At 56.3% G+C, this 21,734-nt stretch carries 15 protein-coding genes; 8 read left to right on the plus strand and 7 right to left on the minus strand.

The genetic code is table 11. The features are described 5' to 3' along the window. Window positions 1-28: 28 nt before the first annotated feature. Window positions 29-970 (minus strand): Rpn family recombination-promoting nuclease/putative transposase, encoded by a 942-nt coding sequence (locus APU02_RS13940; protein WP_060570331.1) that lies wholly within the window; start codon window positions 968-970, stop codon window positions 29-31. 229 nt (window positions 971-1,199) lie between these two features. Here APU02_RS13940 and APU02_RS13945 point away from each other — a divergent pair, with 229 nt between their 5' ends. From APU02_RS13945 to mdtM, 3 genes are all read left to right on the plus strand, one after another. Then, the gene (locus APU02_RS13945) at window positions 1,200-2,015 is read left to right on the plus strand and encodes an AraC family transcriptional regulator (RefSeq protein WP_042292333.1); all 816 of its coding nucleotides are present in this window, start codon (window positions 1,200-1,202) and stop codon (window positions 2,013-2,015) included. A gap of 48 nt (window positions 2,016-2,063) precedes the next feature. After that, complete coding sequence (locus APU02_RS13950; RefSeq protein WP_060570332.1) at window positions 2,064-2,726, plus strand: LysE family transporter; 663 nt, start codon at window positions 2,064-2,066, stop codon at window positions 2,724-2,726. Between the two features lie 304 nt (window positions 2,727-3,030). Continuing rightward, window positions 3,031-4,263 (plus strand): multidrug efflux MFS transporter MdtM, encoded by a 1,233-nt coding sequence (gene mdtM, locus APU02_RS13955; protein ID WP_120714896.1) that lies wholly within the window; start codon window positions 3,031-3,033, stop codon window positions 4,261-4,263. A gap of 90 nt (window positions 4,264-4,353) precedes the next feature. Here the strand turns inward: mdtM and metC are convergent, their stop codons facing one another. Then, window positions 4,354-5,544, minus strand: a complete 1,191-nt coding sequence (metC, locus tag APU02_RS13960; RefSeq protein WP_060570334.1) for a cystathionine beta-lyase — start codon at window positions 5,542-5,544, stop codon at window positions 4,354-4,356. A gap of 28 nt (window positions 5,545-5,572) precedes the next feature. Further along, on the minus strand, window positions 5,573-6,805 hold the full coding sequence (locus APU02_RS13965; protein WP_060570335.1) for a dicarboxylate/amino acid:cation symporter: 1,233 nt from the start codon (window positions 6,803-6,805) through the stop codon (window positions 5,573-5,575). Between the two features lie 227 nt (window positions 6,806-7,032). Here APU02_RS13965 and APU02_RS13970 point away from each other — a divergent pair, with 227 nt between their 5' ends. From APU02_RS13970 to APU02_RS13990, 5 genes are all read left to right on the plus strand, one after another. Next, entirely contained in the window at window positions 7,033-7,959 is a 927-nt protein-coding gene (locus APU02_RS13970) for a LysR family transcriptional regulator (RefSeq protein ID WP_060570336.1), read from the plus strand. A 44-nt stretch (window positions 7,960-8,003) separates the two neighbouring features. Then, entirely contained in the window at window positions 8,004-9,275 is a 1,272-nt protein-coding gene (locus tag APU02_RS13975; RefSeq protein WP_060570337.1) for a DUF445 domain-containing protein, read from the plus strand. A gap of 9 nt (window positions 9,276-9,284) precedes the next feature. Further along, window positions 9,285-9,524, plus strand: a complete 240-nt coding sequence (locus tag APU02_RS13980; protein WP_060570338.1) for a DUF2164 domain-containing protein — start codon at window positions 9,285-9,287, stop codon at window positions 9,522-9,524. Window positions 9,525-9,693: 169 nt separating this feature from the next. Continuing rightward, window positions 9,694-10,491, plus strand: a complete 798-nt coding sequence (locus APU02_RS13985; RefSeq protein ID WP_239692871.1) for a YjiK family protein — start codon at window positions 9,694-9,696, stop codon at window positions 10,489-10,491. A 79-nt stretch (window positions 10,492-10,570) separates the two neighbouring features. Continuing rightward, window positions 10,571-11,764 carry an MFS transporter gene (locus tag APU02_RS13990; protein WP_060570340.1) on the plus strand — a complete coding sequence of 398 codons (1,194 nt, stop codon included), beginning with the start codon at window positions 10,571-10,573 and terminating at the stop codon, window positions 11,762-11,764. A gap of 247 nt (window positions 11,765-12,011) precedes the next feature. Here the strand turns inward: APU02_RS13990 and APU02_RS14000 are convergent, their stop codons facing one another. The 4 genes from APU02_RS14000 to APU02_RS14015 all read right to left on the minus strand — a co-directional run bounded on the left by APU02_RS14000 (window position 12,012) and on the right by APU02_RS14015 (window position 21,721). Further along, window positions 12,012-12,227: a hypothetical protein gene (locus APU02_RS14000; protein WP_042292358.1), complete on the minus strand. Its 216-nt coding sequence runs from the start codon at window positions 12,225-12,227 to the stop codon at window positions 12,012-12,014. A gap of 672 nt (window positions 12,228-12,899) precedes the next feature. Then, a complete protein-coding gene (locus APU02_RS14005) occupies window positions 12,900-14,075 on the minus strand; it encodes an HlyD family type I secretion periplasmic adaptor subunit (protein ID WP_060570342.1) in 1,176 nt (391 codons plus the stop codon). 1 nt (window position 14,076) lies between these two features. Then, entirely contained in the window at window positions 14,077-16,245 is a 2,169-nt protein-coding gene (locus APU02_RS14010; RefSeq protein WP_042292362.1) for a type I secretion system permease/ATPase, read from the minus strand. 190 nt (window positions 16,246-16,435) lie between these two features. Then, entirely contained in the window at window positions 16,436-21,721 is a 5,286-nt protein-coding gene (locus tag APU02_RS14015) for an Ig-like domain-containing protein (protein WP_060570343.1), read from the minus strand. Window positions 21,722-21,734 lie beyond the last annotated feature (13 nt).

A 21,734-nucleotide genomic window follows, 5' to 3' on the forward strand; every position in this document is an offset into this window, starting at 1 on the left:
CCGCTACGCGTTGCCAGTCGGGCGCCCCTCAATGCGCTACGTTTTGTATCTCTTCCGCAGAGAGCCCGGTCAGACGCTGCACCGTTGGAGGTTCAATCCCCTCCGCGAGCATCATTGCGGCAATACGCCGGGCTGCTGCGCGCTGGCCTTCGGCCAGCCCTTCCTGTTTACCCTGCTCCATGCCCTGGCGGATCCCTTTTCTGAGAATCGCATTACGAAATCTTTCTGCAACCGTCATTAATCGCTCCTTGTGTTGAGGCACCCGCTGCGCCATCTCTTCCAGAAAGACGCTGAACCGTGGCGTATAACCGTGCTGTCTTTGTAAATAATTAAACAGCGCTTTCAACTGTCTGTCATTAGCGCAACCGGTAACGAGTAGCGATGCCAGTTGTTCTACCAGCCCCAACAGATCGCGTCTGCGAATATGCTTTTGGACCAACTCCAGTAACGCCATCCGCCGATGCTGCATAATTTCATCGTCCGGGATCACCGTGATATCCACCAGAGGGAACGCGGCGCTATACAGTTCACGCGCCAGCGCAGGATCGGCAAAGTCATCCAGCCAGTTCAGGGAAAAGGGATAAGGACTTTCCGCGCCGTGATAAAACAGCATCGGCACCACCAGCGGCAGCCGCTTATGTCCGGCGTCTAAATGCTGTTGCATCGCCGCGATGGCGTAGCGCATCAGCCTGAATGCCATATGTGCATCAGGCGTGCTTTGATGCTCGATAACCACATAGATATACCCCTCGCCCTCATCGGTTTGTACCGACCACAGCACATCTGAATAATACGCCCGCAGATTGTCTTCAATAAAACTGGTCGGCTCCAGCTTCAGCGTCTGCAAATCGCACAGCGATCGCAGCGAAGCCGGAAGGTGAATATCCAGAAAATCACGGGCGGTATCCGGATGGCGCAGAAAGGTCTTAAACACGGCGTCATGCGGGGTGGATGTATTTGATTTGCTCATGGCGGTCCGTCACCTAAAAAATTTACCGCCACGTTACCGTGCCGCCTCCCCCGTTTCATGCGCCACTTTTCTTCTCTGCGAAACGCCTCCAGAGAAAAAGTCCCCCCAGATGTAACAGCAACATGTTCGCGGAATGCGCTACGCAAAAACCACACAACGTCGGCGATTACGACGTTTCCGCCGTCCGGCCTGTGGTATAACTCATCATTATCAACAGGAGAGGCTGACCGTGAACCGCACCCGAAATATTTCACAATCATTCTGGCGTGACGAACAACTGCCGTGGCTGGAATTACGCAGTACCAGACGCAGCCATCAGGCCTACAAGCGCCATTACCACCCGCAACTGTCGGTTGGCGCGATCCTGGAAGGAGAAACCCGTTGCGTCAGTCACGGTGTAGAGTACCGCCTGCAGGCAGGCGATCTGATTGTGATCCCGCCGGATGCGCCACACAGCTGCAACCCGGTAGACGGACAGTGTCGCAGCTATCATATGCTCTATCTGGACGCAGACTGGTGCCGTGCGCAATTCGTTGGCGTGACCGCCAGCGCGCGCCTTGTCGCCCCCGCGCCGGTCATTCGCAGCCCGTCGCTGTTTGCCGATTACCTTACGCTGGTCACGTTCATGGCGCGCCGGCAGACGGCGGCGGTAGCGAGCGCCGCCCAGCGTCTGCTGCGCCAGCTCCCCTTGCACATTGGCACGACAGATACTCCACGCGCCAGCAGTCGCTATTTACTGACACGCCTGCAAAGCGATTTGCTTTCTCCACCGTCGCTGGATGAGTTAGCCCATGAGTGCCAAATGCGTAAAGAGACGCTGATCCGCACCTTTAAACAGGATATCGGCCTGACGCCGGGCAGTTACCTGAACATCGCGCGCATCGGTTACGCCCGCGCGCGGTTACGCGCCGGGGAGACGATTGCCGACGTCAGTTACCAGAGCGGATTCGCCGATCAGAGTCATTTTCATCGCACCTTTGTCAGCTATACCGCCGCCACGCCGCGTCAGTATGCGTCGGGGCGATCAATATCAGACAATAATTAGCGCCGGACAAAAGGTAGGGTGATCTCAGGTTTACTGTCTGAGGTCACTATGGAACGCTTCTCTGTTCTCTTTCCGTCGGCATTCCCCGCGCTGGCGTTGGCACATTTTGTGGCGCTGCTGAGTCCGGGTCCCGACTTCTTTTTACTGGTCGGCTATGCGGTCCGCTACCCATTGCGGGGTAGCGCCGGGCTGTGTGTCGGGATTGCCGCAGGCAATGGCCTGTACATCCTGCTGGCGATTGTCGGCTGGGGGATCCTGCGCCAGCTGCCGCTCCTGTTTACCGTCATTGAGCTGCTCGGCGCAGTGTATCTTCTGTGGATTGGCACCCTGCTGCTGCGAAGCCGTCCGCAGGCGTTGTCCGGTTCCGGCGCTGAAAACGCTTACCCGGGTTTTCACCAACAGTTGCTGCTGGGGCTGGGCTCCTCTTTGCTCAACCCAAAGAACGCGCTGTTTTACCTGGCGCTAATGACAGCGTTGCTTGGCCCCGGGGTGACGCTGGTGCAGCAAACGGTAAGCGGCATCTGGATGACCAGCGTGGTGCTGGCATGGGATATACTGATCGTCACGGTTATCGCTCTGCCAGCCGTCCAGCAGCGCTTCACCCACGGGTTACTGTGGATTGAGCGGGCCGCTGGCGCCATCTTGTGCGTTTTTGGCGTGGGGATTGTCGGACGGTTTATCTGGCCGCTGATTGTCGCTACGCCGAATTAACCCGCAAAACTCTTTTGATTACCGTCAAATTTTAATTACACTTAATGTGTATATTTTCCACTCAACTTACTTTTCCCGAGGTGTGATGTGCTGAATGTCATCTGTAATCGACACACTTTCTGACGTGAGTCAGTGGTGTTTTCCTGTCTGTGTTTATTCGCGGACAGCGCTTTTGATTACATGAAATTCAGTCCATCCGCAGTCTGTTTGCGCCCGTTCTCTGCCTGATGTCCCTGTGACGGTATTGAATTTCGTTGTTCCCGCTATGGGTTGTTCCACATGGAGTGCGTTTACGATGTCACGGATTTCTCACTTTTTCTCACGACACGCCACGTCGCTGTTTTTTCCGATGGCGCTGATCGTGTATGACTTTGCCGCTTATCTGTCGACGGATTTGATTCAGCCTGGCATCATCAACGTCGTGCGCGATTTTAACGCCGACGTCAGCCTTGCGCCCGCGGCGGTCAGCCTTTATCTGACCGGCGGTATGGTGTTGCAATGGTTGCTGGGGCCGCTTTCGGATCGCATTGGCCGCAGGCCGGTGTTGATTACCGGCGCGCTGATCTTCGCCCTCGCCTGTACCGCCACGCTGTTCACCACCACCATGACGCAGTTTCTGATCGCGCGCGTGGTACAGGGCACCAGCATTTGCTTTATCGCGACGGTCGGCTACGTCACGGTTCAGGAAGCCTTCGGTCAGACGAAAGGCATTAAATTGATGGCGATTATCACCTCTATCGTTCTTGTGGCGCCTATTATCGGCCCGCTTTCCGGAGCGGCGCTGATGCACTTTGTCCACTGGAAAGCGCTGTTTGGTATTATCGGCGTGATGGGCTTTCTTGCATTTATTGGCCTGTTGCTGACCATGCCGGAAACGGTCAAGCGCGGCGCGGTGCCGTTCAGCGCGGTCAGTGTGCTGCGCGACTTCCGCGATGTGTTCCGCAATCGTGTGTTCCTCGCGGGCGCCGCGACGCTGTCGCTCAGTTATATCCCGATGATGAGCTGGGTTGCCGTTTCGCCGGTGATCCTGATCGACGCTGGCGGCATGACCACCTCGCAGTTTGCCTGGGCGCAGGTGCCGGTGTTCGGCGCAGTGATCGTCGCCAACGCCATCGTCGCGCGCTTTGTTAACGATCCCACCGATCCCCGCTTTATCTGGCGCGCGGTGCCTATCCAGCTTAGCGGACTCGCGGTGTTGATTGCCGGAAACCTGCTCTGGCCGCACGTCTGGCTGTGGTCGGTGATCGGCACCAGCCTGTACGCGTTTGGTATTGGAATGATCTTCCCGACGCTGTTCCGCTTTACGTTGTTTACCAACAATCTGCCCAAGGGCACGGTCTCGGCGTCGCTGAATATGGTGATTCTGCTGGTGATGGCCGTCTCCGTCGAGGTTGGCCGCTGGTTGTGGTTTAACGGCGGGCGAATCCCGTTTCACCTGCTGGCGGTAGCGGCAGGCGTGGTGGTCGTATTCACGCTACGAGGTTTACTCCATCGCGTGCGCCAGCATGGCGAAACCGAGCTGGCGCTTGAGAAATAAAGCAAGCCGGATGGCGGTGCAGACCCCTTAACCAACCGACAGGGTTCGCAGGTGAGTTAAACGTCAGCGCCATCCGGCAAGGGAATCACTTTACGCGATGCGCGCAAATCCGGCGTCGAGATCGGCAATCAAATCGCCCACGTCTTCCAGCCCGATATGCACCCGCACCAGCGTTCCGCTGAAGTCCACGTCCCCTGCCGGACGGATGCCGTTTAGCTCCTCAGGCTGATTCGCCAGAATCAGCGATTCAAAGCCTCCCCAGGAGTAGGCCATATGGAACAGCGAAAAGTTATCAAGGAACGCGGCCAGTTGCGTGTCCGACAGGCGTTTTTTTAGCACAAAGGAGAACAGGCCGGAGCTGCCGCTAAAGTCACGCACAAAGTACTCGTGCCCCGGGCATTCCGCCAACGCCGGATGGTTCACGCACGCCACTTCCGGTCGCGCCGACAGCCAGCGGGCAATCTCAATACTGCTCTCCTGATGCTGCTTCAGGCGGACCGACAGCGTACGCAGGCCGCGGCTGCCGTTATAAGCGGTATCTGCATCCAGCGTCTGCCCCATCAGATACGAATTCTCACGCAGGCGCTCCCAGCAGCGGGCGTTGGACACCGCCGTACCCAGCATACCGTCTGAATGACCGATGGTGTACTTGGTTCCTGCCTGAATCGAAATGTCCACACCATAGTCCAGCGCCTTAAACAACACGCCAGCCGCCCAGGTGTTGTCGATCATAATGACGATCTCCGGGTTCACCGCGCGGATCGCTTTTACCATCCCCGGAACATCCTGCACTTCCATGGTGATCGAACTGGGTGATTCAAGAAACACCACTTTGGTTTCCGGCCGGATCAGTTCGGCAATGCCCGCGCCGATCATAGGATCGTAATAGGTGGTTTCGACATTGAATTTACTGAGGATCTTATTGCAGAAATCCTGGGTCGGCTCATACGCCGCGCCGGTCATCAACAGATGATCGCCCCCCTGTACAAAGGCGAGGATCGCATTGGTCACCGCCGCCGCGCCGCACGGATAGAGCGCGCAGCCGACGCCGCCCTCCAGTTCGCTCATCGCCTTCTGAAAGGCGAAGTGAGTATACGTGCCGCGACGCCCGTAAAACAGTTCGCCGTTGGCGCGATTGGCAGTGGCGAATTTTTTGTCTTTGACGGTATCAAACACCAGCGAGGAGGCCCGCTGGATCACCGGGTTCACCGCTCCCTGGGTATAGCGCTTATCGCGTCCGGCGATGATTAACTGCGTTTCAAGCTTCATTGAATCTTTCATATTTTTTATCCTTCATCCGTACGCAAACTTATACCGTCGCCGTGTCAGGGTTAATCCCGACACTGGCCTGTTTCTTTCCCGCGAAGCGCTCAACAATCTGCGTCGCGTTTAAATCGTGAATGACGTTAATCAGCGTTGCCGGAGCATCGGTAATGGTACCAAGCACCACCAGCATCGGAATTGCCTCCATCGGCAGTCCCAGCGTGGTGACGATAAAGATCTCGCCGAGAAACGCCCCACCCGGCACGCCGCCAACGATAATCGCCGACAGCACGGCAATCAGCATGGTCAAAAAGAAGGTCTCGGTGGTAAATTCCATCCCCAGTACTGAATAGATAAAGACAATCTTCAGCGCCGCAATCATCGCCACGCCGCCCTTGTTCAGGTTGACCAACAGCGGCACGGAGACATCAACAATTTCCGGATTAATGCCCATCGCCTTGCCCGCGCGCAGGGTCACCGGTAACGTGCCCAGCGAGGAACAGGTGCCCAGCGCGGTCACGGAAGGCTCAATGGCGTGGCGCCAGAAGGCTTTTACCGCCGGAACGCCCCCGCCGATGTACGAATAGAGTATTGAGCCAAAGACGTAATACACCAGGGTGGCGACCATAAACAGGCCAATTGCCCGGGCGAAGGTCAGCAACAAGTCGGCGTCCTGACTGGCCATCGTCGCCGCGAAGTAGCAGCCAAGCCCGACCGGCGCGACCTTCATAATGATCGACACGATCTTCATGATCACCGTGTTGGCGTCTTCCAGCAGCGACGCGATGCGCTTACCGGCCTGCTCCGACTGACCGATAGCGATCCCGGCAACGATCGCCATGACGATCAACGCCAGAATATTCGACTTGGAAAACAGGCCGATAAAATCATTGGTGGTGATCATACTGACAAAATCCATCTTGCCGCTGCCCGCCTGCACGGACTGAGACAGATCGATAGTGACGCCCTGCGCCGGGTTGTACCACAGCGCCAGAGCGACGATCCCTGCCGCGGGTATAAACGCCATCGCAATAGAGACGATAAAAATAACCGCCATAATGCGCCCCAGACGCTTCAGGTCGGTCATGCTGGCAATAGAAGACATCACGCTAATGCCAACCAGCGGAACAATAATCATAAACAGCAGGTTCAGGAAAATCTGACCTATTGGCTGAAGTTGACTGGCAACCGCGGGGGCATAAATACCGAATACGCCGCCGGCCACCAGTGCGAGTAATAAGATAATTGACGATTTATAGGGTTCGAGTCGTGACCACATACGAGGCACCTTTCATTAAAATAGAATATAAAATGAGAGTAAATTCACAATTTGATGGGGTTCCGATTTTTCCTCCTTATTATTTTGTGACCTGACTCACTTAAGTTGTTATTTTTTCATTTTGTCAGCACGTTGTTTCCTGTGATTCAATAGTTGCATGTTTCAGAAAGGAATGTAACGGCATATTCGTACCGTTTTTGCAAATCACTTGTGAATTAAAGGAAACAATGAGCGCGCCCATTTCACTCAAGCATTTAGAGTTTTTTGTCCGGATTGTCGACTGTGGCGGCTTATCTGAAGCGGCGGCGCAGCTTAACGTTTCGCCGTCGGCGGTAAGTAAAAGTCTGGCGGCAATGGAAGATACATTAGGAACGACCTTAATTAAGCGCACCACCCGCAGTATTACCCTGACCGACGCAGGACACTATTTATTTAATCGCGCCAATAAATTACTGAAAGAATTTGATGAAACGTTGAATACCACCTCTGGCTATTATCACAATCCTCAGGGGGAATTACGCATTACCTGCTCTATTGCCTTTGGTTATTCCCGGCTGGTCAATCTGGTGGATAAATACCGCACCCAGTTTCCCGACGTGAATCTGTATATCGATCTCAACGATAATTTCATCAACCTGAACGATACTGACTTTGATATTGCGCTGCGCATCTCCACCGCACCGCCGCAAAACTATGCGATGCGCAAGCTGGTGCCGATCCGCTGGGCCTGGTGCGCCTCACCGGGCTATCTCGCCAAAAAAGGGATGCCGCTGCGGCGCGCCGATCTGGTGGATCATGACTGTCTGGTTTACCCCGGCCTGACGCCAACCGTAAAGGTCGCCGACGAGCAGGATCGGCTGCATCAGCTCAAACTGCATATGCCGATTCAGGCCAACAGCAGTCTGGTGCTGCTGAAATCGGTGCTGGAAGATCAGGGCGTGGCGTATCTGCCCACCTACCTGATTGGCGATCATATCCAGAAAGAAGAAATCACCCCGCTGATGCTCGACGGTACGATCGCCTGCGAAACGCACACCCTGTACGCGCTTTATTTCCCCAGCAAATACAGTAACCCAAAGGTACGATCGTTTATCGATTTTCTGGTGGCGGAACTCGGCGCTCTTCCGGCCTGGGACAACTGGATCCCGGGCTGAGTACGCGTTGCACAATCCCACTGTCTGCCTCTATCCTTAAGCGTATGAATAAAATCGCTGAACTTAAACGCGCCAAACTGCTGGCGCTCTCGTTGCTGCTGATCGCCGCCAGCACTTTTGTGGTCACGCTTTTTCTGCCTCCCGGTTTCTGGGTTAGCGGAATCAAGGCCATTGCCGAAGCGGCGATGGTCGGCGCGCTGGCGGACTGGTTCGCGGTCGTGGCGCTGTTTCGCCGCGTGCCGCTGCCGTTTATCTCGCGCTATACGGCGATCATCCCACGCAATAAAGATCGCATTGGCGAGAATCTCGGCCAGTTCGTCCAGGAAAAATTCCTCGATACTCAGTCGCTGGTGGCGTTGATCCGCCGCCACGAACCGGCGCTGTTGATCGGCAAGTGGTTTAGCCAGCCGGACAATGCCCAGCGGGTCGGCCTGCATTTATTGCAGATCATGAGCGGTTTTCTGGAACTGACCGACGACGCCCGCATTCAGCGCCTGCTGAAACGCGCGGTACATAAAGCCATCGACAAGGTGGATCTCTCCGGTACCAGCGCCCTGATGCTGGAAAGCATGACCAAAAACGATCGTCACCAGGTGCTGCTCGACACGCTGATCGCCCAGCTTATCGCCCTGCTGCAACGCGACAGCTCACGCCGGTTTATCGCCCAGCAGATCGTGCGCTGGCTGGAAACCGAGCATCCGCTGAAAGCGAAAATTCTGCCGACCGAATGGCTCGGCGAGCACAGCGCCGAACTGGTTTCTGACGCGGTGAATTCGCTACTGGATGACATCAGCCAGGATCGCGCTCACCAGATCCGCCATGCTTTCGATCGCGCCACATTCAAACTTATCGATAAGCTGAAAAACGATCCGGAAATGGCGGATCGCGCCGAAAGCATTAAAGAGTACCTGAAGGAAGATGAAGCCTTTAACCGCTATCTGGGCGAGCTGTGGGCGGATCTGCGCCAGTGGCTGAAGAACGATATCAACGCCGACGATTCGCGCGTCAAACAGCGGATCGCCAATGCTGGCCAGTGGTTTGGCGAAACGCTGATTGCCGACGATGCGCTGCGCGCGTCGCTTAATGGCCATCTGGAACAGGCTGCGCATCGGGTTGCCCCAGAGTTCGCCAGCTTTCTGACCCGCCACATCAGCGACACGGTAAAAAGCTGGGACCCGCGCGATATGTCGCGGCAGATTGAACTGAATATCGGCAAAGATTTGCAGTTTATCCGCGTCAACGGCACCCTGGTCGGTGGTACCATTGGGCTGGTGCTTTATCTGTTATCCCACGCCCCGGCCCTGATGGGCTTTTAAGGAAATACTATGGCTGATCTCACTCTTTCCGCAGCGGAGCGCGAGCGCTTGCGCGACGAGCTGGAGCGCTACTGCCGCGATCAGTTCGATCCCCACCTGGAGCAGTTCGACGCTGAGTTTTTTATCGATTTTATTATCGATAAACTGGGTCCCGCCTTCTACAACGCCGGCATTGAAGAGGCGATCCGCACTCACCTTGCGTGGAATGAACGGATTCAGGAGGAGATGGATCTGAAAAAGATCCTCTAGCGATGCCGTCTCAAAGCGATCCGTTTGGCGGTTAAGAAGTCGTTAAGATCTCTGTCTAATACTGGACGTCTGTTCGTCGTTCAGGGAAAGATCGCTTATGAAAAGGATTGTCTGGCTGTTAAAACGCCCCGTGGCCGGGTTTGTCGTGTTTGCAGGGGTTATCGCCGCAATGGGCTACACGCTCCTTACCGGGGCGATGGCCGATGCCGAACGTCCGGACTCTTCTCTACAGCACTATCGCGCCACGATTGATGGCAAAGAAATTGCTGGCATTAAAAACAACATCTCTTCGCTCACCTGGTCGGAAAAAAGCGACACCCTGTTCAGCACCCTGAACAGACCCGCCACCCTTGTTGAGCTGACCAAAGATGGTGACTTATTGCGCACCATCCCGCTCGATTTTGTGCAAGATATGGAAACGATCGAATACGTCGGCGACGACACCTTCGTGGTGAGCGATGAGAAAAACTACACCATTTACGTGATCACCGTAAATGAGCGCTCAGAGGTGAAAATCGTCAAAAAAGTGCAGTTCGCTGTGCATGACACGCCGACCAACCGCGGTTTTGAAGGACTGGCCTGGTCACAAAACGATCGTACCTTCTGGTTCTTTAAGGAGCGTAAACCGATTGAGATTTACACGGTTCGGGGATTACTGCGTAACGATGAGCTCTCGATTAGCCGGGATCTCGCGCTGCAGCGCAATCTGGCGGTAAAAGACATTTCCGGCGCAGAGTTTAATTCACAAAATAATACCTTGTTGATCCTTTCTCATGAGTCACGAACGCTAAAAGAGGTGACGCGGGACGGCGACGTGATTGGCTCTCTGTCGTTGACCGGGGGCCACCACGGGCTGGCAAAGACTCTCCAGCAGGCGGAAGGGATTGCGATGGACAACCAGGACACGATCTTTATCGTCAGCGAACCGAATCTGTTTTACCGCTTTACGCCAGTGCCTGCACACTAAATTCACATTATGCCTTACCCGGTTGTTAAAAATTTGTTACTCTCACTCTTACCACGCGAATCATCACACAGGGTACGGCATGAGCCAACAACCGCATCATCTCGCTGACCGTTTTTCTTTTAGCACCGCTCTGTTTGGTATGATGGTTTTAGCGCTCGGCATGGGCATAGGCCGCTTTTTGTATACGCCTATGCTGCCAGTACTGCTGGCTGAAGGACGCTTTAGTTTTAGCGAACTGTCGTGGATCGCCAGCGTCAACTATGCGGGCTATCTGGTGGGAAGCCTGCTGTTCTCTTTTGGTCTGTTCCATCTGCCGGGACGGTTACGCCCGCTGCTGTTCACCTCTGCCGTCGCCACCGGCATATTGATTCTGGCGATGGCGGCGCTGACACATCCGGTCGGCGTGATGCTGGCGCGTTTTCTCGCCGGGGTCGCCAGCGCCGGAATGCTGATTTTTGGCTCGACGCTGATCCTGCAACATACCCGTCATCCGTTCGTTGTGGCCTCGCTGTTTTCCGGGGTCGGCGTGGGCATCGCGCTGGGCAATGAGTATGTTATCGCCGGGCTTCAACTGGCGCTCACCTCGCAGACCCTGTGGACAGGGGCCGCCGCCTTCTCCGGCCTGCTGGTGGTTTTGCTCGCGCTGCTGCTGCCTTCCCGCGCTCATGCGATACCGCCCGCGCCACTGGCTAAGGCAAAGCATCAGCCAATGCGCTGGTGGTTACTGGCGATACTCTATGGCCTTGCCGGGTTCGGCTACATTATTGTTGCCACCTATCTGCCGTTGATGGCTAAAGACGCGGGGTCGCCGCTTTTAACGGTACACCTGTGGACGCTGGTGGGCCTTTCGATTGTGCCGGGCTGCTTCGGCTGGCTATGGGCCGCAAAACGCTGGGGCGTTCTGCAATGCCTGACGGCAAACCTGGTGATTCAGGGTGCCTGCGTGCTTCTCACCCTCGCCAGCGGCTCGCCGACGCTGCTGGTGCTCAGCAGTATTGGTTTTGGCGCGACCTTTATGGGCACCACTTCGCTGGTGATGACCCTCGCCCGTCAGTTGAGCGTGCCCGGGAATCTCAATCTGTTGGGCTTTGTCACGCTGACTTACGGTATTGGGCAGATCCTCGGCCCGCTATTAACCACCTTTTTCGCCAACGGAACAGAGGCCATTACCCGCGCAACGCTCTGCGGCGCGCTGGCGCTAATGATTGCCGCATTAATCAGTGTCGCCCAGCTTTATCAACAAAAGCGCTTATTACGCTGCCGCGCAAAATAATCACCGGAGTTATAAAAAGCGGGCCTGGATTATTTTCGAAACGCGATGAAGCCATTCCAGAAGTTCCGAAAGAATAAATCCGTGATTATTTTATGGGTGGTGATAATCGGCGAAGGAAATATGATGACGGTACATCCCCACATCATTATCGTTATCATCACGACGGCCAGGGTCAGGCCCCTTGTAAAAGCGCTAATACAGTCCACGGAACGGCAGAGCGGCAAAGGCAACGTCTGAAAACCTGCGCTTAATTTTCCGCGCCGTGCTTAAGATCGTCTTCGTGGACGGTGCGGTGAAGCATTAACGCTTCGGCAATAATATCCTGCTTACTTTTCCGCGTTTCCAGCGCCAGCGCACGGACATAGTCCCAAAGGGTTGACTCTACGCGGGCGCTCAACAGAACCATATTTTTAGAACGCGTGCCTCTGGCTTTGCGTTGATCGGGATAATCGCGAGAAGGCATTGTCATCTCCTGAAGGCGGGTGGTCTTAACAGGAGAGGAATATGCAGTTAGCGGAAAAACAAGTCAACGCACAAAAATTCATCAGCCAGGTAATTTAATTGTTAATAAATCGCCTCAAAATGGAACGCTATTTCAAATGAAAGGGAAGACTGGCAACCTTTATTTCGTCACGATTCCTTTACACCCTGACCTTTATTCTACGTCGGCCTGGTGTAAATTGGCATGGATAAAATGTGGACCGACAGTGGAAAATTCCTGTTCGCCAATAAGTTACTCCTCAAATAAATGTTTACATTGCGCGGAATAACCGGAGTTTTTAGAGGGGCTTAAACGATGCTTACGCCATCATTTTTGTAGTGAGCCTCACAATATTCTACCCCCGGACGTCTTACCACTGCTGCTTGTCGCGCTGGAAAGGTAAACAAGACGTAAACGGCAACATTTTTTAAGGACGCAAATTAAGTGCCTTCAGTTTGATTTAAGTCAATTTTCAAGAGACACATTTGCCAATTTTTGGTAAGAATCTGATGAAGCGCACAAATAACCGCCCTCGTTGTACAGGAATTTTTACACGTTTGCCTGTCCATCTCTCTGCGGAGTGGCATTGACATAAAAAAGCTGCTGGTCCGCCCTGAAATTCCCCGGCGGACCGTTGTCCACTGCGGGCTGTCGTTATCTTTCCCGCATGGCTTCTTTCGCCTTGTTCAGCGGTTTCAGCAGATACTCCAGCACTGTTTTATTGCCGGTTTTGATATCCACGGTGGCAATCATGCCGGGAAACACCGGAAAGGCTTTTTTCTGTTTATTAATTAACTGATTGCTGTTGGTGCGAATGTAAACCCGGTAATAGTAGAGATCGCGTTTGACTTCATCCTGAATCGTATCCGGCGATATGAGCGTCACCACGCCGTTGATGCCGCCATAAATGGAGTAATCGTAAGCGGTAATCTTTACCATCGCTTCCTGTCCCGGATGGATAAACGCAACATCGCGCGGCAGGATTTTCGTTTCAATCAGGATCTGATCGTCTAACGGCACCAGGCTCATCAGCTTGCCGCCTGGGGCGATCACACCGCCCACGGTCGTGACGTCGATATCTTTCACAATGCCGCGTACGGGGGCGTTAAAGGTCAGGCGGGTCAGCGAATCTTCCCGCCCGCGCATCACTGACCGCTCGGTCTCGATTTCAGCGTTGGCCTTCGCCAGCTCTTCACGGGCGCGCACGTAATACTGGGTTTGCAGCTCGGCGATCTTATTTTCCATCTCATTCTTTTGCCGGCGCAGACGCAGCACTTCCACCTGGCTGGCTGCGCCCTGTTTGATCAGCGGTTGGGTGAGCGCCAGCTCGCCGTCAATCAGCGCGATGCCCTGCTTCAGCCCCTGGATCCCTTTTTCCAGGCTTTCACGTCGGGACAGAAACAGCGCGCGCTCCTGGTTTATCAGCGCCGTCTCGTTGTTCAGCTCCGGCGGGAATACCGGCTCGGTGCCGTTCACTTCCGCCGTCAAACGCGCCGAGGTCGCCAGCGCCGCATGCAGTTTCGATTCGCTCTCCTGCACGCCGGACTCGGTTTTCGTCCGGTCGAGCTGCGCCAGGACTTGCCCTTTTTCCACAATGTCGCCTTCACGCACGTGCAGTTTGTAGATAATGCCGCCTTCCAGCGACTGGATCTCCTGCTCGTGGGACGATGGCACCACTTTGCCGCTGCCGGTGGTTACTTCATCCAGATGAAAGTAGCTCGCCCAGGCGACAAACGCCGCCAGCAGGGCAAACAGGAACCAGACGATCAGGGAAGAGCGCGGCAGTTTTGGCTCGCTTAGGCGACTGTTAAAACGGTTTACATCGCGCATTTTACGCTCTCCCTGGGTTGTTCGACGGCATCCGGGTCACATTGCCTGTCGTCGGCGGCGTCATACCGTGTTTATGCAAAATGGCGTCACGCGGGCCGTCCATGACAATACGTCCGTTATCCAGCACGATAATGCGATCCACCAGTTCAAGGATCGGCAAACGGTGCGTCGCCACCACCATCGTTCGCGTATTGCCCAGCCAGTTCTTCAGGTGCTGAATAAACTGGCTCTCGCCAATTTCATCCAGCCAGGCAGTGGGCTCATCCAGCAGTAAAATATTCGGCGACGTCAGCAGCGCGCGCGCCAACAGCAGCGCCTGACGTTGTCCGCCCGACAGTCCGGCGCCGCCTTCGCTGATCACATAGTTCAGCCCGGTTTTCTGCTTGCGCACAAATTCGAGCGCGCCGCTGATCGCCAGCGCCTGCTGGATATCGTCATCGGTCGCCGTGGGGTTACCGAGCGTAATATTGTCGTGGATGGAGCCAAAGAACAGGCGTGCCTGCTGGCTCAGCAACTGCATATCGCGGCGCAGATCCGCCGGGTCAAGGTGATTGAGCGCGATATTGTCGAGCAGCACCGACCCCTGCTGCGGTTCCTGCATACCCGCCAGCACCTGCAGCAGCGTACTTTTGCCCGAGCCGTTGCGACCGAGCAGCGCCACGCGCTCCCCGGCGTTGATATTCAGCGAAGGCACCGTCAGCACGTTAACTTTCTCTTCTTCGTCGTAGTAAAACGCGACGTTTTCCAGTTGATAATGCCCGCGCAGGTGCGCTTTATGTACTTTCTTGCCCTGCTGCGGCTCATCAACCGGACGCTGCATCAGCTCATCCAGCCCCTGTAACGCCACCTTCGCCGACTGCCAGCGCGACAACACGCCGGAGATTTGCGACAGCGGCGCGATAGTGCGCGAGGCCAGAATCGAGGTCCCGACCAGCGCGCCCGTGGTCATATCACCAGCAATGACCAGATAACAGCCAATCAGCAGCACCACCGCATAGACAATGGACTGCACTTCCTGGGTCCAGGTCAGCAACAGACTGGTCAGCCAGCGCTGGCGCATGCCGACGTCAGCGGCGACAAAGTTGGTGTTGTTCCACTGGTTCTGAAAACGCTGTTCGGCGCGCATCAGTTTGATATCTTCAATGCCCTGTACCGCTTCCACCAGCGTGGCGTTACGGATAGCCGACTCGCGCATCCCCTCGCTGGACAGCCGCCCCAGCGGACGCTGCACCAGCAGGCCGGGGATCAGCAGCAGCGGAACCGCCATCAGCACCACCAGCACCAGCGGACCGCCAATCATCCATAAGATGAAGACAAACAGCAGGAAGAAGGGCAGATCGGAGAGCGCGGCGATGGTGGTAGAGGTGATCAGCTCACGCACCGACTCCAGTTCGCGGATCTGGGCAATAAACGATCCGGTGGATTTGGATCGCGCGCCGTTCTTAATCCGCATCGCATGAGCAAAAATGCGCTCTGAAATACGCAAGTCGGCCCGCTTGCCCACCACGTCAGAAATATAGACGCGCAGCATACGCATAATAAATTCAAACAGGATCGCCAGCATTACCCCGCCAAACAGCACCCACAGGGTAGTTTCAGACTGCGAGGGCACTACGCGGTCGTAAACCTGCATCGAAAAAATCATGCCAGAGAGCGCCAGCACGTTCGCCACCAGCGCAACCACCATAATGTCGATATAGCGAGGCCAGTCTTTTAACGCCAACTGCCAGAACCAGTTTTTCTTATACGGCTTAATGTAATCATCAACGCGCGCGTCAGGCGTGGATTCCAGCGGACGTAAAATAAATAACGCTTTCAGTCGCGCGCTTAATTCATCGCGCGGTAATACGGTTTCCAGCCCTTCATCGCCGCTGAACTGCAGGCTGATATTCCCGTCGTTGTCCATGCGGGTAATGACGGCGATTTGCCCTTCGCTAAATTCCGCAATCAGCGGCAGACGCCACGGATCGAGATGCGAGACTTTCGCTGCGACCCTGCGCAAACCCAGCCCCAGTTGGCGCGCCATATCTTTTAACACCAGCTCGCGCGGGGAGTCAGTTTCATAGTTTATCGACACCCGAACATGCTCCTGCGAGTAGTCGAGACGATAATGTTGCGCCACGCCGATCATAGCCTGTAACCAGGGTTCATATTGCGACTGCGTGTTCATAGCATTCTGTTCCTGTTCTGCGACATTGCGCCGTAACGGAATTGCGTGAGGAATAACGGATTGTGTGCTCATACTCGTTTCTGCCGCAGCGCGATAAACCTGTTATCCACTCTGCGCTGTTCATTTTTTAGTCTAGTGCGTATTTACCGCGAAGTGTGCCGGGGGAAGCGATTCCCCCGGACGTCGGTTATTACATAATCACCAACTGATGGTTTGCCAGCAGGGTGGCGAGGTCGGTTTGTACGCCGTTCAGGGTGACCACGGTGGTAGAGGCGGAGACCCCGCCCGCACCGTCAAGATCCACATGAATTTCGGTGTTGCTGCCGTTCTGCACCACGCGGACGTAGTCTTCGATATTCCCCGCCTGGGCATCCAGCGTCGCGACGCTGTTGACGTAGGTGGCTGACCCGCTGCCGGTGTAGCCGCTGCCGGATAACAGTTCGCGCAGGTCGATACGATCGGTATCCGCCGTCCCTTCCCAGGTGCCGACGGTAAAGCCGTTGACCACGTCGCTGCCGTTGCCGCCAGTGGCGTCTGAGGCGTTGATCAGCTTGTACAACAGGGTATCGTGTCCGCCGTTGCCAATATTGAAAGTATCGTTACCGCCGCGCCCGTTGAAGACGTTTTCGCCGGTGCTGCCGGTAAAGACATCGTCACCGTTGCCTCCGGCAATCCCTTCAATGTTGACGAACTGTGCCTGACCAAAACCGGTGTTCTGCATCGCGCCGTTGCTGAGATCGATGTTCAGCGCAGCGCTGCCCGCCAGCGTGTAATCCACCACATCCATCCCGCCCTGTGCAGTCCAGACGTCCACATCCGACACGACGCGACTACCGCCGCCGCCGTTATAGATATGGGTGCCCGCGGTAGCGTTCAGCGTATCGTTGTAGCCGGTACCAACAATTCCCACGGTATTGCTGCCGTCGGTCGCCGCCAGTGCGCTATTCGTCGCTGACGCGCCGTCTTCCGCTGTCAGGACGTACGCATGGTTCTTCTCCACCGCCGTCAGGCCGCCCCAGGAAGCGTTGACGTTTTCAACCGTGTTCACTACGCCGGAAGCGTCAAACGTCGCCGACGACACGCCGCCGTAATCCTGACCGTTCGCCAGCAGCACCGCGCTGTACGACTTACTGGCGTCCAGACCGTAGAAGTAGACCAGACCAGACGAGTCGTTCATGTTCACGCCGCCCTGCGGGTTAATCACCTGCGAGCTGACCACCTTGCCGGTGCTCTCATCCACCAACAGCACGGTATTGCCATAGAAGGCGTTAATCCCGTTGGCATCGGCAATACGCAAAATCATGCTCGTGCCGTTGCTGATGGTACTCGTGTTCTCGATGTATTCCGTTTTACCGCCCGCGGCGCGGAACACCACCAGATCCTTGTCGCCGTCATAATCCAGGTCCAGCGTCAACGCGCCAGTGGTGATGTTGGTGCTGCCTTGGTTCGCGCCGGTTAGCAAAGTCTGAGAAGACCAGTCAACCTGGTTGCTGCCGTTCACGCCGTTGTTGGTCCACAGCAGCCCCACGTTGCTGGTATTGGTGGCGATGGTCGATCCCGCCGCTCCGGCGATTTCGATCAGATCCATCCGGCCATCGCCGTTCCAGTCCACCGCCAGCGAGGACATACTGTTCACGCTGTCGCCCAGCGTCTGCACGTTTGACCCTACGCCCGCGCCGTTGGCCGCCGCGGTGAGTTTGCCGGTGCCGTCGTTATAGAAGATGGCGCTGGTGGCGCCGCCTTTGGCGGTCAACCCGGCAACAAACAGATCCATATAGCCATCGCCATTCAGATCGGACCAGGTTAGCGTGGTGTAATGGTTATCGGATGCGTTATCCCCGTTGAACACATCCGTGATCAGTTGGGTATTGGTCAGCGTCATATTGCCGTTAGCATCCACGCCGTTGGTTACGATCGCCAGACGGGAGTTGGAGCTACTGGAGCCTCCGGCCGAAGTCGTACTGGTGCCTGAGGTTGCGTGATAGGTAATGTCCACGTAACCGTCGTTGTTCAGGTCAACGCCCGATACTTCACGGTCCGGCGTCGGGTTACCGCCATTGGTCGAAGCCACGCCGTCCTGCGAGTTATTGGTATAGACATAAGCGCCGGTCTTATCAAACCCCATCACGGTGCCGTCGGTGTTGAGTACAAACCCGGAGTCATAGCCGCCCCGTCCTTCAGAGTCGTTCGGCGTTTCATCGCCGTAGACCATATCCACATAGCCGTCGCCGTTGATATCGATCCCCATTGCGCCGCCGTACCAGCCGTAGACGTTGCCGTTCGGATCGTTAGTCTGGCCCGACACGCCATAAGCGCCCACCTGGAAGGCGGTATAGCTGCCGTCGGCGTTGTATTTGAACGACTGCTGTCCGTTGGCATAGCTGGTGTCCGCGCCGAGAATATCCATCAGGCCATCGCGGTCGAAATCGATAAACGACGACTGCTGCTGACGATCTGGTCCGCTGATCGCCACCGAGTCAAACGAGCCCAGGGTAGTCGAATCCGTCGCGTTCTGGGTAAAGACCGTCGAGTTACTGAGGATACGCCACGTCCCATCTTCGCCCAGGGTTAGCGCGGTCCCGGTATCTTCCGAAGAGGCCGCGGATGACGTAAAGGTGATGGACGGCGTTGGCGAAACCGTCAGCTCACCGGTGGTGTCGTCATGGGTAATCTCCGTGCCATCGGCTTTAAACAGCGCGGCCTTCACGTCGTAAGTGCCCAGCGCCAGCGCGTCGCTGTCCGGGAGCTGCACGTACCAGGTGCTGTTTTTCGGGTCAATGACCACCGCGCCGTTGCGTGAGCTGTACACGACGTTATTGATCGTCACCTCCACGTATTCGCCCGGCAGGATTTCAAAGTCCACGCGCCCTGTAATAATCGGTGTGGTATCCAGCGTATTCTGGGTATCGGCATACATTTTGAGGTCGACAGTGAAATCAAATACCGGCGACTGCGCGCCTTCGTTGCCAGCGGCATCGACGACAACCGCATAGAACTCCCCTTTTTCGCCGTCAACCAACGGTTCGTTCAACTGGAACGTCCAGTCGGTGCCGTTGACGTCCGCTTCGCCGACCAGTGTGCCGTCGGCGCGGTAAATACGCACCATTTCCCCGGTCAGCAGACCTGTCGTCAGCGTGCCGTTCAGCACCGGCATACGATCGTCGGTTGTGGTGCCTGCCGCAAACTCGCCGCGTGAAGAGGCAACGTCGTCGGTATAACTGTGGATATTCGCCGCGTTGGTGGATGCGGTCAGATCGACGGTGACAACCTGGTTCGTTGTCGCGCCCACGTTGCCCGCCACATCGACAACGCGGACCTGGTAAGTCTGATCGCCTTCCGGCAGCGTGCGCGAATCGACATAATGCCAACTGTTGCCGTTCGTCACGACATCATGCCAGTTCAGGCCGTTATCGACGCTAATCTGTACGCGATCGCCTGCGGCAAGCGGCGCGCCAAGGGAGCCGCTGAGGGTCAGCGAGGTATCGTTGGTCAGGAAGTCGCTGCTGCTGTAACCAGTATCCGTAGAGATACTGTCGATGCTGACCGTGATCGCGCTGTCCGGCGGGGTCAGATCGACGGACACCTGCTGGTGCGCGGTCGCGCCAATGTTTCCGGCGGTGTCGATCACGCGGACCCAGTAATCATGAACGCCTTCGCCCAGCGTACGCCCATCGGCAAACGACCAGCTATTGCCAATCACCGTAACGTTCTGCCAGGTGGCGCCGCCATCGAGGCTGATCTGGACGATCTCGCCCGGTGCCAGCGTCGCGCCCAGCGATCCCTGCAGACTGAGCGAGGTGTCTTTCGTAATAAAGTCACTATTGCTCAGACCACTGTCGTCCGTAATGCTGTCAAAGACGATGGTTTTCGTCGCGTCCGGTACCAGAGTATCCACGGTCACCGTCTGGCTGGTGGTCGCGCTGACGTTACCCGCCTGGTCGATCACGCGCAGCTGATAAATATAATCGCCGTCGGCGAGCGTGCGCCCGTCGGCAAACGACCAACTCAGTCCGCTGACGCTGACGTCAGTCCAGGTGTTGCCGCCATCAAGGCTGATCTGCACATGTTCACCGCTGGCGATCGCCGCATTCAGCGAGCCTTGCAGGGAAATCTGGTTGTCATGCGTAATGTAATCGCTTGTCGACAGCCCGGTATCCTGGGTGATCGCATCAACAGAGATCAGCGTTACGGCTGGCGGCGTGGTGTCTACCCGCACCGACTGGCTGTCGACCGATCCGACGTTACCCGCCGCATCAATCACTCGCACAATGTACAGATAACCGCCGTCCGCCAGGCTACGACCATCGGCGTAAGACCACTGTGTGCCGTTCACCAACAGATCGATCCAGGTTGTCCCGCCATCAAGACTGATCTGCGCGGTTTCGCCACTGGCGAGCGATGCGCTGAGCGAGCCGTCCAGTACCACCAGATTGCTGTTAGTAATGAAATCGCTGCCGCTCAGGCCGCTGTCGCCCTGCACGGCATCAATGTTGATGATCTGGGCTGGCGCGGTCAGATCGACGTTCATTACCCGATCGGCGCTGGCGCTGTTGCCAATGGTATTGCTGACCTGCGCATTCACCGTATACGCCGTGCCGTCCGCCAGCGCGGCGACGTCGACGCTGCTCACTACGCAGCTCCACTGTCCGTTGCTGTCGACCACCGCGGTATAGCGATTGCCGTTAAGCGTGATGGTCACCGTCTGACCGGCAGGCGCGTCCGTCGTACCGCTGAGAGTCAACGGAGCACCTTGCTCTGCGGCATTGATCACATCATCGGTGCTGATGGCATCAATGGCGATAGTCGGCACATCACCGTTCAGGATAACGTTGTGCGTGACGTTACCTGCATTACCCGCCGCGTCGTTAACGGTGACGGAGATGACATAGTTACCGTCCGTCAGGCCGGTAAAATCGCCCGCCGGGACGAATAGCGACCAGTTGCCGCTGGTATCTACCGTCGTCTGATACGTGTGCCCGTTAAAGGTCAGGGTTACCGTCTGTCCCGGTTCGGCAGTTGTGGTGCCGCTGAGGGTCTGTCCGGCTCGTTGCTCGCCACTGTTGATGATGTTGTCGCCCGCCACCGTATTGACGGTAATAACCGGCGCGCTGGCATCCACCGTCAGATTATGGGCAGCCTGACTTTCATTTCCCGCCTTGTCGCTGACGACAGCGGAAACCGTCAGCGGACCGTCGCTTAACCCGGCCAGATCGGTGGCAGGCACGGTGACGCTCCAGGTGCCGTTCGCCTGCACCTGCGCGGTGTAATTAGCACCATTCAGCGTTACCGTTACGGTCTGCCCCGCTTCTGCACTGGTGTTGCCCTGCACGGTCAGCGGCTGCTGCTGTTCCGCCGCGTTCAGGATATCGTCTGCGGCGATGGTGCTGATGGCGATCACCGGCGCGTCCGTATCCACGCTGTAGTCGTGGGTGGCCGATGCGCTGTTACCTGCCGCATTGCTGACGCTGGCCTCCACGCGGGCGTTGCCG

The sequence above is a fragment of the Citrobacter sp. 50677481 genome, assembly GCF_001463265.1.
Lineage (GTDB): Bacteria > Pseudomonadota > Gammaproteobacteria > Enterobacterales > Enterobacteriaceae > Citrobacter_A > Citrobacter_A sedlakii.

Bases quoted from the DNA above. Each gene is read 5' to 3' on its own strand.
- APU02_RS13990 (WP_060570340.1), top strand. From the start codon at position 10,571: ATGAGCCAACAACCGCATCATCTCGCTGACCGTTTTTCTTTTAGCACC.
- APU02_RS13970 (WP_060570336.1), top strand. From the start codon at position 7,033: ATGAGCGCGCCCATTTCACTCAAGCATTTAGAGTTTTTTGTCCGGATT.
- APU02_RS13965 (WP_060570335.1), bottom strand. From the start codon at position 6,805: ATGTGGTCACGACTCGAACCCTATAAATCGTCAATTATCTTATTACTC.
- APU02_RS14000 (WP_042292358.1), bottom strand. From the start codon at position 12,227: ATGCCTTCTCGCGATTATCCCGATCAACGCAAAGCCAGAGGCACGCGT.
- APU02_RS13940 (WP_060570331.1), bottom strand. From the start codon at position 970: ATGAGCAAATCAAATACATCCACCCCGCATGACGCCGTGTTTAAGACC.
- metC (WP_060570334.1), bottom strand. From the start codon at position 5,544: ATGAAAGATTCAATGAAGCTTGAAACGCAGTTAATCATCGCCGGACGC.
- APU02_RS13985 (WP_239692871.1), top strand. From the start codon at position 9,694: ATGGGCTACACGCTCCTTACCGGGGCGATGGCCGATGCCGAACGTCCG.
- APU02_RS14005 (WP_060570342.1), bottom strand. From the start codon at position 14,075: ATGCGCGATGTAAACCGTTTTAACAGTCGCCTAAGCGAGCCAAAACTG.
- APU02_RS13980 (WP_060570338.1), top strand. From the start codon at position 9,285: ATGGCTGATCTCACTCTTTCCGCAGCGGAGCGCGAGCGCTTGCGCGAC.
- APU02_RS14010 (WP_042292362.1), bottom strand. From the start codon at position 16,245: ATGAACACGCAGTCGCAATATGAACCCTGGTTACAGGCTATGATCGGC.
- APU02_RS13950 (WP_060570332.1), top strand. From the start codon at position 2,064: ATGGAACGCTTCTCTGTTCTCTTTCCGTCGGCATTCCCCGCGCTGGCG.
- APU02_RS13975 (WP_060570337.1), top strand. From the start codon at position 8,004: ATGAATAAAATCGCTGAACTTAAACGCGCCAAACTGCTGGCGCTCTCG.